This is a genomic window from Aeromonas sp. 600886 (assembly GCF_049174935.1).
GTDB classification, from domain to species: domain Bacteria; phylum Pseudomonadota; class Gammaproteobacteria; order Enterobacterales; family Aeromonadaceae; genus Aeromonas; species Aeromonas veronii_A.
Window position 1 is genome coordinate 92,574 of sequence record NZ_JAAKUB010000003.1, and the last position, 14,070, is coordinate 106,643.

The following is a 14,070-nucleotide window of genomic DNA, read 5'->3' on the forward strand; positions in this document are numbered from 1 at the left end:
GGTGGCGGCACATCACTTATTGGAAATCCTTCAGGTTCCAGTTGCCGATGTCGTCATCGGTACCGGCTTCACCATCCAGACCCATGGAGAAAATGTCGATCTTGCCGAACTGGCCCGGGCTCAGCAGCTGGTACGGGTTGCCCCAGGGATCTTGCGGCAGGCGCTTGATGTAGCCGCCATCGCGGTAGCTGCGCGGCGCCGGATCGATGGAAGGCTTGGTCACCAGCGCATCCAGACCCTGTTCTGTGGTCGGGTAGCGGTTGTTGTCCAGCTTGTACATGTCGAGGGCGTTTTCCAGCGCCACGATATCGGAGACCGCTTTCTGCTGGTCAGCCTTCTCCTTGTTGCCCATCAGGTTGGGCACCACCAGACTGGCCAGAATGCCGAGGATCACGATGACCACCATGACTTCCAGCAGGGTAAAACCGGATTGACGACGTTTGTTCATGAGTTGCTCCGTAACGAATGAGATGGGATGGCCCATCAGAGAGTGATCACTGGGTGGGTTCGACAGGCCGCCAGCGGCGCCACCGAACACCGGAAACTTACATATTCACCATATTGTTGAGCTCGAGGATCGGCTGCAGGATCGACATCACGATAAACAGCACCACCCCGGCCATGGAGACCACCAGCATGGGTTCGAACACCCCGAGGGCGATATTGACCTGGGATTCAAACTCCCGATCCTGGTTGTCCGCCGCCCGCTCCAGCATGCTGTCAAGCTCGCCACTCTGCTCGCCTGAGGCGATCATGTGCAGCATCATGGGCGGGAAAATTTTGGTCTCGGTCAGCGACTTGCGCAGACTGGTCCCCTCGCGCACCCGTTCGGCGGCCTCGAGAATGCGCATTCTGGCAAAGTCGTTAGAGAGCACTTCGCCGGAGATCTTCATCCCCTCCAGCAGCGGCACCGCACTGGCGTTGAGGATGCTTAACGTGCGAGCGAAGCGGGCGGTGTTGAGACCGCGACTGACCCGGCCAATCACCGGCAGGCCGAGCAGCACCTGATGCCAGCGTCGGCGGCGCTTCTCGTCGGTGAGCCACCAGCGCCAGACAAAGCTGCCCAGGAAGATCAGCAGCAGGAACCAGAGGCCGTAGGCCTGCATCAGTTCGCTGGTGCCGATGAGAAAGCGGGTGGTGCCCGGCAGCTGCTGGCCCATGTGTTCAAACTGGGCCACTACCTTGGGTACCACGGCGGTAAGCAGGATCGAGATAACCCCAATGGCGACGCAGGTGAGCACGATGGGGTAGATCATCGCCTGCAGCAGCTTGGTGCGCATATGCTGGCGCTGCTCGGTGTAGTCGGCGAGGCGGTTGAGCACCTTCTCCAGATGGCCCGATTTTTCACCGGCCGCCACCATGGAGCGAAACAGCTGGTCAAATACATGGGGAAAGGCCCCCAGCGAGTCGGCCAGCGAATACCCTTCCACTACCTTGCTGCGCACGGTGGCCACCAGAGAGCGCAAGTGAGCTTTTTCGCACTGCTCGGCCACCGCCTTGAGGGCCTCTTCGATGGTGAGGCCGGCACCGACCAGGGTCGCCAGCTGGCGAGTGATCAGGGCCAGCTCGGCTGTGCTGGCGCCACGCCGAAACAGGGCGAAGCGGGTTGCCTCCCGTTTCGCCTTCTCGGTGGTCTCGTTTACCTCGAGGGGAGTGAGCCCCTGCTCGCGCAGCAGCTGGCGCACCTGACGGGCCGAGTCACCCTCCATCACGCCGCTCTTGCTACGCCCCTTGTTGTCGAGGGCCTTGTATTCGAATGCCGCCATCTCAATCTTCCCGGGTCACGCGCAGTACCTCTTCGAGGCTGGTCTGCCCTTTGAGCACCTTGTCGATACCGTCGCGGCGGATGCTGGGGGTATGGCCGCGGATCAGCCGTTCAATGGCCATCTCGCCGCTGGCGCCGTGAATGGCTTCACGCACCGCCTCGTCCACCACCACCAGTTCGTGGATGCCGGTCCGGCCACGATAGCCGGTGTGGTTGCACTGTTCGCAGCCCACCGGATGCCAGATAGGCTGATCAGGTTCCAGTGTGATACCCATTGCAAGTCGCTCCTGCTCGGTGGCCGGACGCGAGGCGCGGCAATCGGGGCAGAGGGTACGCACCAGCCGCTGGGCCAGCACCGCCAAGAGCGACGAGGAGAGCAGGAAGGGCTCGATCCCCATGTCCCGCATCCGGGTGATGGCGCCGATGGCGGTGTTGGTGTGCAGGGTCGACATTACCAGGTGACCGGTGAGGGAGGCCTGTACCGCGATCTGGGCGGTCTCGAGGTCACGAATTTCCCCCACCATCACTACGTCCGGATCCTGGCGCAGAATGGCGCGCAGACCGCGGGCGAAGGTCATGTCCACCTTGCTGTTGACCTGGGTCTGGCCCACCCCTTCGAGGTCATATTCGATGGGGTCTTCCACCGTCAGGATGTTGCGATCCCGCGAGTTGATTTCTGACAGCGCCGCATAGAGGGTGGTGGATTTACCGGAACCGGTCGGGCCGGTGACCAGAATGATGCCATGGGGCTTGCGAATAAGTTCGCTGATGATGCTGCGGTTGCGCGCCGTCATGCCGAGCTGCTTGAGCTCGAGGCGAATGGTGTTCTTGTCGAGCAGACGCAATACCACCCGCTCGCCGTAGCTGGACGGCATGGTGGAGACCCGCACGTCGACGGCGCGGCCGCCGATACGCAATGAGATACGGCCATCCTGCGGCACCCGCTTCTCGGCGATGTCCATCCGCGACATGACCTTGATCCGCGAAACCAGGAGTGATGCCAGCTTGCGATGGGGACGCAGGATCTCCCGCAGCACCCCATCGATGCGAAAACGAATGACCAGTGCCCGCTCGAAGGTCTCGATATGGATATCGGAGGCCTCCTCCTTGATCGCCTCGCTCAACATGGCGTTGATGAGGCGAATGATGGGGGCGTCGTCATCTGCGTCCAGCAGATCTTCGCTTTGCGGCAGCTCTTCGGCCAGGGCGAAGAAGTCCATCTCGTTGCCGAGATCTTCCATCAGCTGGCGTGCCTCGGAGGAGTCGCGCTGATAGTGGGCCATCAGCAGCTCTTCGAAGGCCTCGTTGTCGAGCTGCTCCACCGCGAAGCTGCAACCTGCTACCCGCCGCACTTCCAGCAGGGCCTGCGGGGTGACGCCGGGGCGGCACTGCAGCACGGGGGCGCCGTCCCGCTCAATCAGGATCACCCCGAAGTTGCGGGCAAAGGCGAAGGGCAGCTCCGGCAGCGGGGGCGGCAACTCGCCGCCATCAAGATGGTAGGCACTCATCAGGGACGGCTCTGCACAAAGGGGGTGGTGCTGTCAGCTGTGTTCTGCTGGCGGCGTTTTATCTGCTCCATCTGATTTTCCACTTCCTGCCGGATTTCGGGTGACATCATCACATCCTGGCCATAGACGGGCAAAACCTGACGGGCGGGCGAGGTGAGATACCCCTCCTGGGCGGCAGCATTGAGCTGTTCGGCGCGGAACAGGCTGTACTTGTTACTGGAGACGCCGGTATAAACCTCCGCATCACGCAAGATGGTGGGCCGGATAAAGACCATCAGGTTGCGCTTGTTGGTGTTGGTGCTGGTGGAGCGGAACAGGTAACCCAGTACCGGGATATCGCCGAGTAACGGTACCTTGGAAACTTCCTCCTTGGTCTGCTCATCCATCAGGCCACCCAGTACCACCGTCTCGCCACTCTTCACCAGTACGGCGTTTTTCACCGTGCGGGTATCGAAGGTGGGGCCTAGTCCCTTGGTACTGTCTGATACGACCTTGGCGACGCTGGAGACCTCCTGCTCGATGTTGAGCAGTACCGAGTCCCCTTCGTTAATCTGCGGCGTAACAGTAAGCTTGGTGCCCACCGTCTTGCGCTCTATGGTGTTGAACACCTGATCGCTGGTGGTGGAGCTTTGTGAACCGCTCTGCACCGGCACCTCCTGTCCGACATTGAAGGAGGCCTCCTTGTTGTCCATGGTGACGATACTCGGGGTTGAGAGAATATCGCTCTTGGTATTGGAGGCTAGAGCCGTCGCCAACATGGCCCAATCGCCGTGATAGAAACCGGCGGCCATCCCGTTAAAGCTCCCAAGCAAGTTGGTAGCTGTCTCGGTATTGCCATCCTGGTAATCCTTACCGGCTGCGATGGCTCCGCCAATGGGCAGTGTTGTGTTGGTAAATTGGGTGCCGCCAGCGTTGGTGTTGGCCCACTGCACGCCCAGATTGAGGCCGTCACTGTCGGCAATTTCGACGATGATCGCTTCTACCAGCACCTGGGCGCGACGGATATCGAGCTTGGCCACCACCTGCTCCAGTTCCGCCATCACATCCGGCTGGGCGGTGATGACCAGGGCATTGGTTGCCTCGTCGGCAGAGATGGCCAGCTTGCCACCGCCGATGCTGGCGCCCCCTGTGGTTGCTCCGCCCCCCTTCTTGTCAGCCTCTATGCTGGAGCTGACCCCCTTGAGCACATCGACCATATCCTTGGCCTTGCCATATTTGAGATAGAAGACCCGGGTGTTGCCCTGACTCTGCAGGTCGCGGTCGAGCTGGCGAACCATCTGGATGATGCGGGCGCGCGCTTTCGGCTCACCGCTCACCACCACAGAGTTGGTACGCTCGTCGGCCACCACCTTGGGCGACAGCAACAGGGAGGCGGTGCCCCCTTGTGGATTGCCATCCTTGTTGAGGTTGGTCACCAGCCGCACCATCTCGCCGGCCGAGGCATATCTCAGCTTGATGATGTCCACATCCTGATCGCCTGCGCGGTCGACCCGGTTCACCACTTCCACCAGACGGTTGACCACGGCGGCGCGGCCGGTGATTAGCAGTACGTTTGATGGCTCGTAGTGCACCACGTTGCCCCCACCGGCGTTGTCGTTGAGCTGGCGCAGCAGGGGAGCCAGTTCACGCACCGAGACGTTGCGTACCGGCACGACTCTGGTCACCATCTCGTCGCCCACTCCCGGGTTATTGCCATCCACCACCGGAATGGCGGAGGTTTTGGCATCCCGCGAGCGGAGCACCTTGAGCACGCCGTTATTCATCGGCACCACGGCAAAGCCGTAGACATCGAGCACACTCAGGAAGAACTGGTAGTACTGCTCCTCGTTGAGCAGGTCGTAGCTGCGCACGTTGATCTTGCCGCGCACCGAGGGCTCTATGATGATGGTCTTGTTGAGGTTTTTGCCCACCGTATTGATAAATTCTTCGATGTCGGCGTTCTTGAAGCTGGCAGAGTACTCGGTGGCCCAGGCTGAGCCCGCCATCATCAGAGCCGCTGCGATAGTGGCCAGACGCCAGCCTTTCCCTTTAGTGGTCATTATTGGTACGACTCCAAATCATTATTCTGACAAGCGCACATAGATGTCGAACTGTTCGCCCTGCCGCTCGACGGTTACTGTCATTTCCGTTGCGCCAGCCAGCTGCTGCATCGCCTGCATGGCTTGCATGTTGTCACGCAGATCCAGTCCGTTGATGCTGATGGCCAGATCATTGGCCTGCAGCCCGCTTTGGTTGAAAAATTCCGGATTGTTGCCCGGGTTGAGGCGATAACCGGCCATGCGGCCATCCATCTGAACCGGTGAAATATTGAGGTAATCAGTGATCTTGCCCGGATCGGCCATCAGCTCGCTGCGCAGAGAGCCAAGGAGAGTGGTATTTGTTGTTTGCGGTAGCGGCTTGCCATACTCCTCGCCATCCAGCATCAGGGTCTCGTCGCGGCCATCCCGCTCTATGATGACCCGATCCGGATAGACCTGCCGGATCCGCGCCTGGGTGCCGTCAATCATGTCGCCAACCCCGTAGGAGTTCTGGATGCCGGACATGGCGATGATGGCGATGGATTTGGCCGGATCTGAGCTGGCCAACACCCCGTTGAGCTGGGCATTGAGCTGGGTGCGCGGCGCATTGGCGGCCACGGCGGTTTTTGCCTGCGCCTTGGGGATCGCCTTGCCAAACAGCGCCAGTCGGCTCACCTCGCCCAATTCAAGGCGCGGACTGCTCTGGCCGCTGACCGCCACGGTGGAGGGTTGCCACGGCTGGCTGGATTGCGGGTTTGCCAGAGTGAGCAAGCGCCAGGTGAGGGCTGCGCTCTGCTGGGCCAACATCAGCAGCAGCGCCAGAAAGAACACTCCGGTGACGCGAGTCAAAGGAAGCAGCCGGCACCGGGCCAGCAGCAGGGTCAAGATGTCATCCCTGAATCGTAGCGTCATATTAATCAACAAATTCCAGGCTCTGGGGCGGCTGCGTATTGTGTACGGCTGCGTGCTGTGACACAACGGGTCGGGGCGCACCAAACCGTAAAAATGGATATTTCATCACACCGTAAACCTTTGAATGCTCATAAAAGTGGCACTCAGGCGAGGTGCATCCTGCTTGCCAGCGATTATCAGGGGAAGGTGTGTACTCACCCTTGCCAATCCTGCAACGCCTTGAGGGTTACGCTCTGGCCTCCGACATCCAGCACAATGTACTGCTGGTCGATGGTGGCGAGCACGACCCCGGGGGCTATTTCGCTCCCTTCCCGGTATTCGCGGCCATTGAGCACCACGGCCCGCTTGGCCGGATTGGATGAGAACACATGGGAGCCATAGCTGAATGCGGGCACTTGCTGGCGAACCGAAAGCGGAGCGGCATTCAGCGACATCAACTGGGCCGGCTGCACGCTTTGGGAAACTGTACCCGATTCTTGTTGCAGCGGTGTTTCGTTGAGGGCGCGCATCAGCTGTTCGGCCAAGGTTGGTCGACTGGCTGCCGGATTGCTGGCAGCCGCTGCGACCCTGGGCTGCTGCACTACAGGTTCCGGCAGGGGCGGGGGCAGCGGACGGGTCACCATCGCCTTGGGCTCAACCCGCACGAAGGGGGAGGCAATCACCTCTTTTACCTCCACCTTCTCCTCGATGGGACGCAGGTGGATTAGATGCCAGCCATAGTTGGCACCCGCCCCCAGCAGCAGGGCAAGGGGCGCCAGCAACCAGCCGACGCGACGCGCGGGTTGCGCCTCCTCGCGGGCTATCGCCAACCCCATGGCGGGAATATGGCTCTGTTGCGAAGGCTGCTGGGCACGGCGCAGGGCATTGAGCAGGGTAGACATCAGGAGGTCTCCTCCAGTCTTGGCATGGGTTCGCCGGAGAGTGCGTTGAGCCGCAGCAGGGTGTTGCTGCCAGCGATGCCGTCAGGGGTGAGCCCCTGATCCCGCTGGAACTGCTGCAGTTTGTTCTTGAGCTCGCCATCGAAACGGCGCACCTTGCGTTCGGGTTGTTGCAATGCTCGGCTCAGAGCGTTGTCGAGCCACTGGATCTGGGTCTGTCCGGCATTGCTGGCGATCAGGCTGACGCCCCCTTTCGGCATGCGCCAGAGCAGGGTATAGCTGCCACCCCAGTTGTCGCTGAGCCACTGGCGATCCACTTGCCAGCTTTGGTTGCCGATCATCAGGCTGGCCTTGCTTGGCCCCAGATTGACCAGAGTCGCGTAGTAGAGGCCGCCAGTCTGGTCAGTGAGCGTGATCATGGCGGGATGCTGCAGGGCGCGCAGCTCCTCGAGGCTTGCCTCTCCCTCCTGGCAGCGCAGACCGGCGCGAGGGGCGTTGTCACAGGTGGCATCGAACGGTTCCGGTTCATAGCCCCAGACCCGATAGAGATTCTGCATGGCGCTCTCGGGGTCGAGGGCCTGATTGATCGCCTCGGTCAACTGTTCCTGTTGTTCGGCGGTCTCGTCAACGGTGACAGGCACCTCGACCTTGACCACAGGCCGTTCGGGGAATACGCCGAAAAATTGCCAACCCCACCAGCCTGCAGCTACCAGCAAGGCGCCAGCCAGTGTCACCATCAGACCGGAAAGCCAGCTCCCCTCATCACGGACGCCGCTCACCTCGAACGCTGCCTGGCTGATGTCGCCATGAACAATCTTGTAGCTGCCACGGGCGAAGGCGGCGAGCAGGGCGCGATCGCAGATGAGGTTGATCAGGCGCGGAATGCCGCCGGAGAGCCGATGCAGCGTCTGGATCGCTCTGGGGGTAAAAATGGGCTGCACACAACCGGCTACTTGCAGCCGGAAGCGGACGTAGGCATCCACATCGGTGGCGGAGAGGGGCAGCAGGTGGTAGCGGGCGGTGATGCGCTGGGCCAGTTGGCGCAACAGGGGCTGGCGCAGCATCTGTTGCAGTTCGGGTTGGCCGATCAGCACGATTTGCAGCAGTTTTTTCTCGTCGGTTTCCAGGTTGGTGAGCAGACGCAACTGCTCCAACACCCCGGGCAACAGATGTTGGGCCTCATCCACCAGTACCACGCTGCGCTTGCCTGCGGTCAGGTTGGCCAGCAGGTGGTCGCGGATCAGGTCGAACAGTTGCTTGATCCCGGCCTCGGCGGGGTAGGGGAGTTGAAACTCGTCGCAGATGGCTGCCAGCAGATCCCGTTCGGTCAGGGAGGGGTTGAGGATGTAGGCGATCTCGGTATCTGCTGGCAACTGCTGCAGCAGGCAACGGGAGACGGTGGTTTTGCCGGTGCCCACTTCGCCGGTCAGCAGCACAAAGCCGCCACCATCCTGCAATCCGTAGTTGAGGTGAGCAAGGGCTTCGCCGTGGCGCTCACTCATATAGAGGTACTTGGGATTGGGCGAGATGGAGAAAGGCGGTTCCGATAGGCCGAAGAACTGTGTGTACATGAGGGGATTCTTTTGTAGCCGGCGACAGATAAGAAATGTCTCCGGATGATAGCAAACCTCGAATTCATTGGAAGCCATCATTGGCAAAGGATGACAAATTGCAGCCTTTTCCTGTCATCTTGTGATCCAGATATCGCCCGGTTGCACCATGGTACTCAAAAATTGCAACCAATCTGAAAAATAAGTTTTTCATCAATGGCTTGTCGGTATGCGTTGTCACAGTAGTCCGGTGTTTTCGGATCAATAGTCATGGTCTGGCCACTATTTATGCCCGTTTTCTCCTCTCGCAAGGGTGAACCGAGAGAGGGGCTAGCGGCGAAACAGCGCCAAACCCCAATCAGAGTACAGGGCGCGGGCCACTCTCCCCGCGCACTCTGTTACTGTCGTTGTAGCAGCAGGCTACCGATGGAGTAGCCTGCGCCAAAGGAGCACAGTACGCCGCGAGCCCCCGCAGGAAGGTCGCGATTGTACAGATGAAACGCGATGATGGAACCCGCCGAGCTGGTATTACCATAGCTATCAAGAATGACCGGCGCCTCCTGCTGGCTGGCATCGTGGCCCAGCAGCTTGCGACCGATGAACTGGTTCATGGTGAGGTTGGCCTGATGGAGCCAGAGCCGGCTCAGGCTCTCGGCGGGCCAGCCCTGCTCATCGAGCTGGTTGGCAATCTGGTCGCACACCAGTGGCAACACCTCCTTGAACACCTTGCGCCCCTGCTGGCGAAACAGCTTGTCGTCGCCGTAGCGGGTGCGCGGGCTCAGCCGGTTCAGAAAGCCGAAGTTGTTGCGGATGTTGTTGGAGTACTGGGTCACCAGCTTGCTGGCTACCAGTTGCCACGGGTTGGCCACCTTGCAATCTTCCGCTCGCTCCAGCAGCACCGCGGTGCAGGCATCGCCGAAGATAAAGTGGCTATCACGATCGCGAAAATTGAGGTGCCCCGAGCAGATCTCCGGATTGACTACCAGCGCCACGTTGGCGGTGCCTGCCGCCAGCATGTCGGCGGCTGTCTTGATGCCGAAGGTGGCAGACGAGCAGGCCACGTTCATGTCAAAGGCCATGCCGCTTGCTCCCAGATAGTGCTGCAGCTCGATGGCCAGCGCCGGATAGGGGCGTGGCATGTTGGAGGCAGCGACGATGACCAGATCGATCTCACCCGGCTCGCGGCCGGCGGCGATCAGCGCCTGCTCGGCGGCAGCCACCGCCATCTCCACCATGATGGAGGGCATCTCATCGGGCCGCTCCGCCAGCAGCGGTTGCATGATGTCGGGGTTGAGTACCCCTTCGCGGCTCACCAGATAACGGCTTTTGATGCCGGACGCCTTCTCGATGAACTCGCAACTGGAGTGCTGCTTGGCGGGGAGCTGGCCGGCGTCGATGGCGGAGGCGTTCTCCTCGTTGTAGAGATCCACATACTGGTTGAAGGCGGCCACCAGCTCTTCATTGCTGACGGCAAAGGGTGGGGTATAGAGGCCTGAGCCACTGATCACGATAGAGGTCATCTTTGCTCCTCGCCGGGTGCGTTCCCGGCTTGTCGGTTTATAGGGTAGAGAGGGTTACAGCTGGTCGATCGCCGCAGCGAGACCCGCCAGAGTCAGCGGATGCATCCGTCCGCCAACCACGTCATTCATCAGTTTGATGGAGGGATGCCAGAGCCACTCCCGCCGCGGGGTGGGATTGATCCAAACCAGTTTGGGAAAGTGCTGCTGCAAGCGGGTGAGCCACACCTGACCCGACTCCTCGTTCCACTGCTCGACGCTGCCGCCGGGCCAGGTGATCTCGTAGGGGCCCATGGTGGCATCCCCCACCAGGATCACCCGGTAGTCGCTGCCATAGGTGCGCAGCAGCCGCAGGGTATCGAACCGCTCCTCAAAGCGGCGGGCGTTATCCTTCCAGACGAAGTCGTAGAGACAGTTGTGAAAATAGAAGTACTCCAGATGCTTGAACTCGTGGCGCAGGGCGGAGAAGAGGCGCTGCACCTCGGCCACGTGAGCATCCATGGAGCCCCCCACATCGAAAAAAACCAGCAGCTTGACCCCGTTGTGGCGCTCGGGCCGCAGCTTCACATCGAGCCAGCCCTGGCGGGCCGAACTTTTTATGGTGTCGTCGAGATCCAGCTCGTCGGGATTGCCTTTGCGCACCCAGCGTCGGAGCTTGCGCAGCGCCAGCTGAATGGCGCGCTGGCCGAGCGGCGAGTCGTCGCTGAAGTTGCGATAGTGACGGGCCTCCCACACCTTGGCCGCCTTGCCGTGCTGCCTCTCTCCACCCATGCGCACCCCCTCGGGGTGAAAACCGCCATGGCCAAACGGGCTGCTGCCACCGGTCCCTACCCACTTGTTGCCGCCGGCGTGGCGCTCTTTCTGCTCGCTTAACCGTTGGTTGAGGGTCTCCAGCAGCTTGTCGAGTCCGCCAAGGGATTTGAGCAGCGCCTTCTCCTCTGGGCTCAACAGTCGCTCGAACTCCTTGCGCAGCCACTCCTCGGGCAGGCTTTCCGGCAGCAGGGGGATGGCGTCCAGCCCCTCATAGTATTCGGCGAAGGCGCGATCGAAGCGATCGTAGTGGGCCTCGTCTTTTACCAGCAGGCAGCGGGAGAGTTGGTAGAACTCCTCCATATCGACAGCGACCAGCCGGGCAGCCAGTGCGGCGTGCAAGTCCAGCAGCTCACGCAGGCTGCAGGGGAGCTTGTGGCGGCGCAGGTGGGTAAAAAAGTCGATCAGCATGGTTCAGCTGCCGCGCCGGGCCAGAAAGGCGAGCTTCTCGAAGAGATGCAAATCCTGCTCGGTCTTGAGCAGGGCGCCATATAGCGTGGGCACCAGCTTGCCGGGCTCGCGGGCGCGCATCGCCTCGGGGGCGATATCGTCGGCCAAGAGCAGGCGGATCCAGTCCAGCAGCTCCGAGGTGGAGGGTTTCTTGCGCAGCCCCTCTACCTCGCGCAGCTCGAAGAAGAGATCCATTGCCTCGCCAAGCAGGCTCTCCTTGAGGTCGGGGTAGTGGAGTTTGACGATGGCCTGCATCTCGACCTTGTCGGGGAAGCGGATGTAGTGGAAGAAACAGCGGCGCAGGAAGGCGTCCGGCAGCTCTTTCTCATTGTTGGAGGTGATGATGACCACAGGCCGCTGGCGTGCCTTGACTCGCTCGCCTGTCTCGTAGACGTCGAACTCCATCCGATCCAGCTCCAGCAGCAGATCGTTGGGGAATTCGATGTCGGCCTTGTCGATCTCGTCGATCAGCAGCACAGGTCGCTGCTCGGCGCTGAAGGCCTGCCACAGTTTGCCTTTACGAATGTAGTGGCTGATATCGGCCACTCTGGGGTCGCCGAGCTGGGAGTCCCGCAGCCGGGCCACCGCATCATATTCGTAGAGTCCCTGTTGGGCCTTGGTGGTGGACTTGATATGCCAGGCAATGAGGTCGGTGCCGAGATGGTCGGCGACCGCTTCCGCCAGCACCGTCTTGCCGGTGCCCGGCTCCCCTTTGATCAGCAGCGGTTTTTCGAGGGTGATGGCGGCATTGACCGCCATCTTCAATGCATCGGAGGCGAGATACTGGCTGCTTCCTGAAAATCCCATAACGTCGGTTCCTTTGACGATTGGCGCCCGGAGTCAGGGGCCAGAGAGAATAAGCTCTATATGTTGTAATACCATATGGTTATAACGAATAGTCACTTCTCATTCAGAAACCACAGGGTAATCTTGTTTCATCGTCGTAACAAACACAGGGATAGCGCCATGAGCAAAATTTTTGAGGACAACAGCCAGACTATCGGTCACACCCCGCTGGTTCGTCTCAACCGTGTTACCAAAGGTCGCGTGCTGGCCAAGATCGAGAGCCGCAACCCCAGCTTCAGCGTCAAGTGCCGGATCGGTGCCAACCTGATCTGGGATGCCGAGAAGCGCGGTATCCTGACCAAGGGTAAGGAGATCATCGAGCCCACCAGCGGCAACACGGGTATTGCTCTGGCCTTTGTCGCGGCAGCTCGCGGCTATCCCATCACCCTGACCATGCCGGCCACCATGAGCCTGGAGCGCCGCAAGCTGCTCAAGGCGCTCGGTGCCAATCTGGTGCTGACCGAAGGGCCGCTCGGCATGAAGGGTGCCATTGCCAAGGCCAACGAGATCCTTGAGTCCGAGCCGGGCAAGTATGTGTTGCTGCAACAGTTTGAAAACCCGGCCAACCCGGAGATCCACGAAAAGACCACCGGCCCCGAGATTTGGGATGCCACTGACGGCGAAGTGGATGTGTTCGTGGCTGGGGTCGGTACCGGCGGCACCATTACCGGTGTCTCCCGCTATCTGAAGCAGACTAAAGGCAAGGCGGTGGTCTCTGTCGCGGTCGAACCAGCCGAGTCGCCGGTCATCAGCCAGAAGCTGGCCGGGGAAGAGATCAAACCGGGCCCCCACAAGATCCAGGGGATCGGCGCCGGCTTTATCCCGGGCAACCTGGACCTCTCCCTCATCGACCGGGTGGAGAAGGTGACCAGCGATGAAGCCATCGAGATGGCCCGTCGTCTGATGGAGGAGGAGGGGATCCTGGCCGGTATCAGCTCCGGTGCTGCGGTGGTGGCAGCCAGCCGTCTTGCCGAGCTGCCGGAATTTGCGGGCAAAACCATTGTGGTCATCCTGCCGAGTGCGGCGGAGCGTTACCTCTCCAGCGCCCTGTTTGCCGGGGTGTTCAGCGAGCAGGAACTGCAGCAGTAACTGATCGGAATCTTTCAAAACAGCGGCGCTCCCAAGAGCGCCGCTTCTTTATGGGCTAGACTCAACCCCTGATAGTGTCACTTGATCCTTATTTTTTGGGGTAAAATAACAAGCTTGGGAGTGAGAAAAAAAGCAGACATTCCGCTCTAAATCTCATATCCTGTGCGGCGTCACGCGGTGTTTGCTGGCTGGGTATCACAAAGTAACAAAGTGTTATTTTTCGTTATAAAATAATTTCAGGCCAGTCCTGATGCGGCTTGTAGCCCAATAACTGAAAATTGCCAACCAGCGCGCCGATTACTGCACAGAAACTTGACCTGGATTAAACCATTGCGGGTCTGCTTTCGTTACTTTACAACATATCCATACTGACACGGTGGGTCAGGTTGCTTCAAAAACGACCAATCCACCAAAAAATATCAATAATATGGGGTGAAACCATGTACGAGAAGTCTGTTGTTATTACTGCTGAAAACGGCCTGCACACCCGTCCGGCAGCTCAGTTCGTGAAAGAAGCCAAAGAATTCCAAAGCGAGATCACTGTGGTCTCCGGTGGCAAGTCCGCCAGCGCCAAGAGCCTGTTCAAGCTGCAGACCCTGGGCCTGACCAAGGGTACCAACGTAACTATCCAGGCTGACGGCCCGGATGCTCAGCAAGCTGTTGAGAAGCTGGTTGCCCTGATGGACGAGCTGGAGTAATCCAGCTTTAGATTCCTCCCCCACAGTCG

General features: G+C 60.2%; 12 protein-coding genes. 2 read left to right on the forward strand and 10 right to left on the reverse strand.

Annotated features, from left to right (window positions below):
* Positions 1-16: 16 nt before the first annotated feature.
* The 10 genes from exeG to G5179_RS03590 all read right to left on the reverse strand — a co-directional run bounded on the left by exeG (position 17) and on the right by G5179_RS03590 (position 12,215).
* Positions 17-448, reverse strand: a complete 432-nt coding sequence (gene exeG / locus G5179_RS03545; protein WP_005338297.1) for a GspG family T2SS major pseudopilin variant ExeG — start codon at positions 446-448, stop codon at positions 17-19.
* A 97-nt stretch (positions 449-545) separates the two neighbouring features.
* Positions 546-1,766 (reverse strand): GspF family T2SS innner membrane protein variant ExeF, encoded by a 1,221-nt coding sequence (exeF, locus tag G5179_RS03550; RefSeq protein WP_005338296.1) that lies wholly within the window; start codon positions 1,764-1,766, stop codon positions 546-548.
* A gap of 1 nt (position 1,767) precedes the next feature.
* On the reverse strand, positions 1,768-3,273 hold the full coding sequence (gspE, locus tag G5179_RS03555; protein WP_323912824.1) for a type II secretion system ATPase GspE: 1,506 nt from the start codon (positions 3,271-3,273) through the stop codon (positions 1,768-1,770).
* Positions 3,273-5,312, reverse strand: coding sequence for a GspD family T2SS secretin variant ExeD (gene exeD, locus G5179_RS03560; protein ID WP_227342243.1), 2,040 nt, complete (start codon positions 5,310-5,312; stop codon positions 3,273-3,275). The genes gspE and exeD overlap by 1 nt, the downstream gene beginning before the upstream one ends.
* Positions 5,313-5,333: 21 nt before the next feature.
* Positions 5,334-6,176 carry a GspC family type II secretion system variant ExeC gene (exeC, locus tag G5179_RS03565; RefSeq protein ID WP_421257882.1) on the reverse strand — a complete coding sequence of 281 codons (843 nt, stop codon included), beginning with the start codon at positions 6,174-6,176 and terminating at the stop codon, positions 5,334-5,336.
* Between the two features lie 221 nt (positions 6,177-6,397).
* Positions 6,398-7,084, reverse strand: coding sequence for a GspB family T2SS assembly factor variant ExeB (gene exeB, locus G5179_RS03570; protein WP_216978323.1), 687 nt, complete (start codon positions 7,082-7,084; stop codon positions 6,398-6,400).
* Positions 7,084-8,652 (reverse strand): ExeA family protein, encoded by a 1,569-nt coding sequence (locus G5179_RS03575; protein WP_216953162.1) that lies wholly within the window; start codon positions 8,650-8,652, stop codon positions 7,084-7,086. Before G5179_RS03575 ends, exeB begins: the two co-directional genes overlap by 1 nt.
* 377 nt (positions 8,653-9,029) lie before the next feature.
* Positions 9,030-10,151 carry a beta-ketoacyl-ACP synthase III gene (locus tag G5179_RS03580; RefSeq protein WP_421257883.1) on the reverse strand — a complete coding sequence of 374 codons (1,122 nt, stop codon included), beginning with the start codon at positions 10,149-10,151 and terminating at the stop codon, positions 9,030-9,032.
* Positions 10,152-10,205: 54 nt separating this feature from the next.
* Positions 10,206-11,369, reverse strand: coding sequence for a vWA domain-containing protein (locus tag G5179_RS03585; RefSeq protein WP_421257884.1), 1,164 nt, complete (start codon positions 11,367-11,369; stop codon positions 10,206-10,208).
* Between the two features lie 3 nt (positions 11,370-11,372).
* Complete coding sequence (locus tag G5179_RS03590) at positions 11,373-12,215, reverse strand: AAA family ATPase (protein WP_216978327.1); 843 nt, start codon at positions 12,213-12,215, stop codon at positions 11,373-11,375.
* Positions 12,216-12,374: 159 nt separating this feature from the next.
* On the opposite strand from G5179_RS03590, the gene cysK reads away from it, so the two are divergent.
* Both cysK and G5179_RS03600 read left to right on the forward strand, forming a co-directional pair.
* Positions 12,375-13,343 carry a cysteine synthase A gene (gene cysK / locus G5179_RS03595; protein ID WP_005338267.1) on the forward strand — a complete coding sequence of 323 codons (969 nt, stop codon included), beginning with the start codon at positions 12,375-12,377 and terminating at the stop codon, positions 13,341-13,343.
* Positions 13,344-13,783: 440 nt separating this feature from the next.
* A complete protein-coding gene (locus G5179_RS03600) occupies positions 13,784-14,041 on the forward strand; it encodes an HPr family phosphocarrier protein (protein WP_005338266.1) in 258 nt (85 codons plus the stop codon).
* The last annotated feature ends 29 nt before the right edge of the window (positions 14,042-14,070 follow it).

Coding starts and splice junctions, on each gene's coding strand:
- G5179_RS03580 (WP_421257883.1), bottom strand. CDS start 10,151: ATGACCTCTATCGTGATCAGTGGCTCAGGCCTCTATACCCCACCCTTT.
- exeF (WP_005338296.1), bottom strand. CDS start 1,766: ATGGCGGCATTCGAATACAAGGCCCTCGACAACAAGGGGCGTAGCAAG.
- G5179_RS03585 (WP_421257884.1), bottom strand. CDS start 11,369: ATGCTGATCGACTTTTTTACCCACCTGCGCCGCCACAAGCTCCCCTGC.
- cysK (WP_005338267.1), top strand. CDS start 12,375: ATGAGCAAAATTTTTGAGGACAACAGCCAGACTATCGGTCACACCCCG.
- gspE (WP_323912824.1), bottom strand. CDS start 3,273: ATGAGTGCCTACCATCTTGATGGCGGCGAGTTGCCGCCCCCGCTGCCG.
- exeD (WP_227342243.1), bottom strand. CDS start 5,312: ATGACCACTAAAGGGAAAGGCTGGCGTCTGGCCACTATCGCAGCGGCT.
- exeG (WP_005338297.1), bottom strand. CDS start 448: ATGAACAAACGTCGTCAATCCGGTTTTACCCTGCTGGAAGTCATGGTG.
- G5179_RS03590 (WP_216978327.1), bottom strand. CDS start 12,215: ATGGGATTTTCAGGAAGCAGCCAGTATCTCGCCTCCGATGCATTGAAG.
- exeB (WP_216978323.1), bottom strand. CDS start 7,084: ATGTCTACCCTGCTCAATGCCCTGCGCCGTGCCCAGCAGCCTTCGCAA.
- G5179_RS03575 (WP_216953162.1), bottom strand. CDS start 8,652: ATGTACACACAGTTCTTCGGCCTATCGGAACCGCCTTTCTCCATCTCG.
- G5179_RS03600 (WP_005338266.1), top strand. CDS start 13,784: ATGTACGAGAAGTCTGTTGTTATTACTGCTGAAAACGGCCTGCACACC.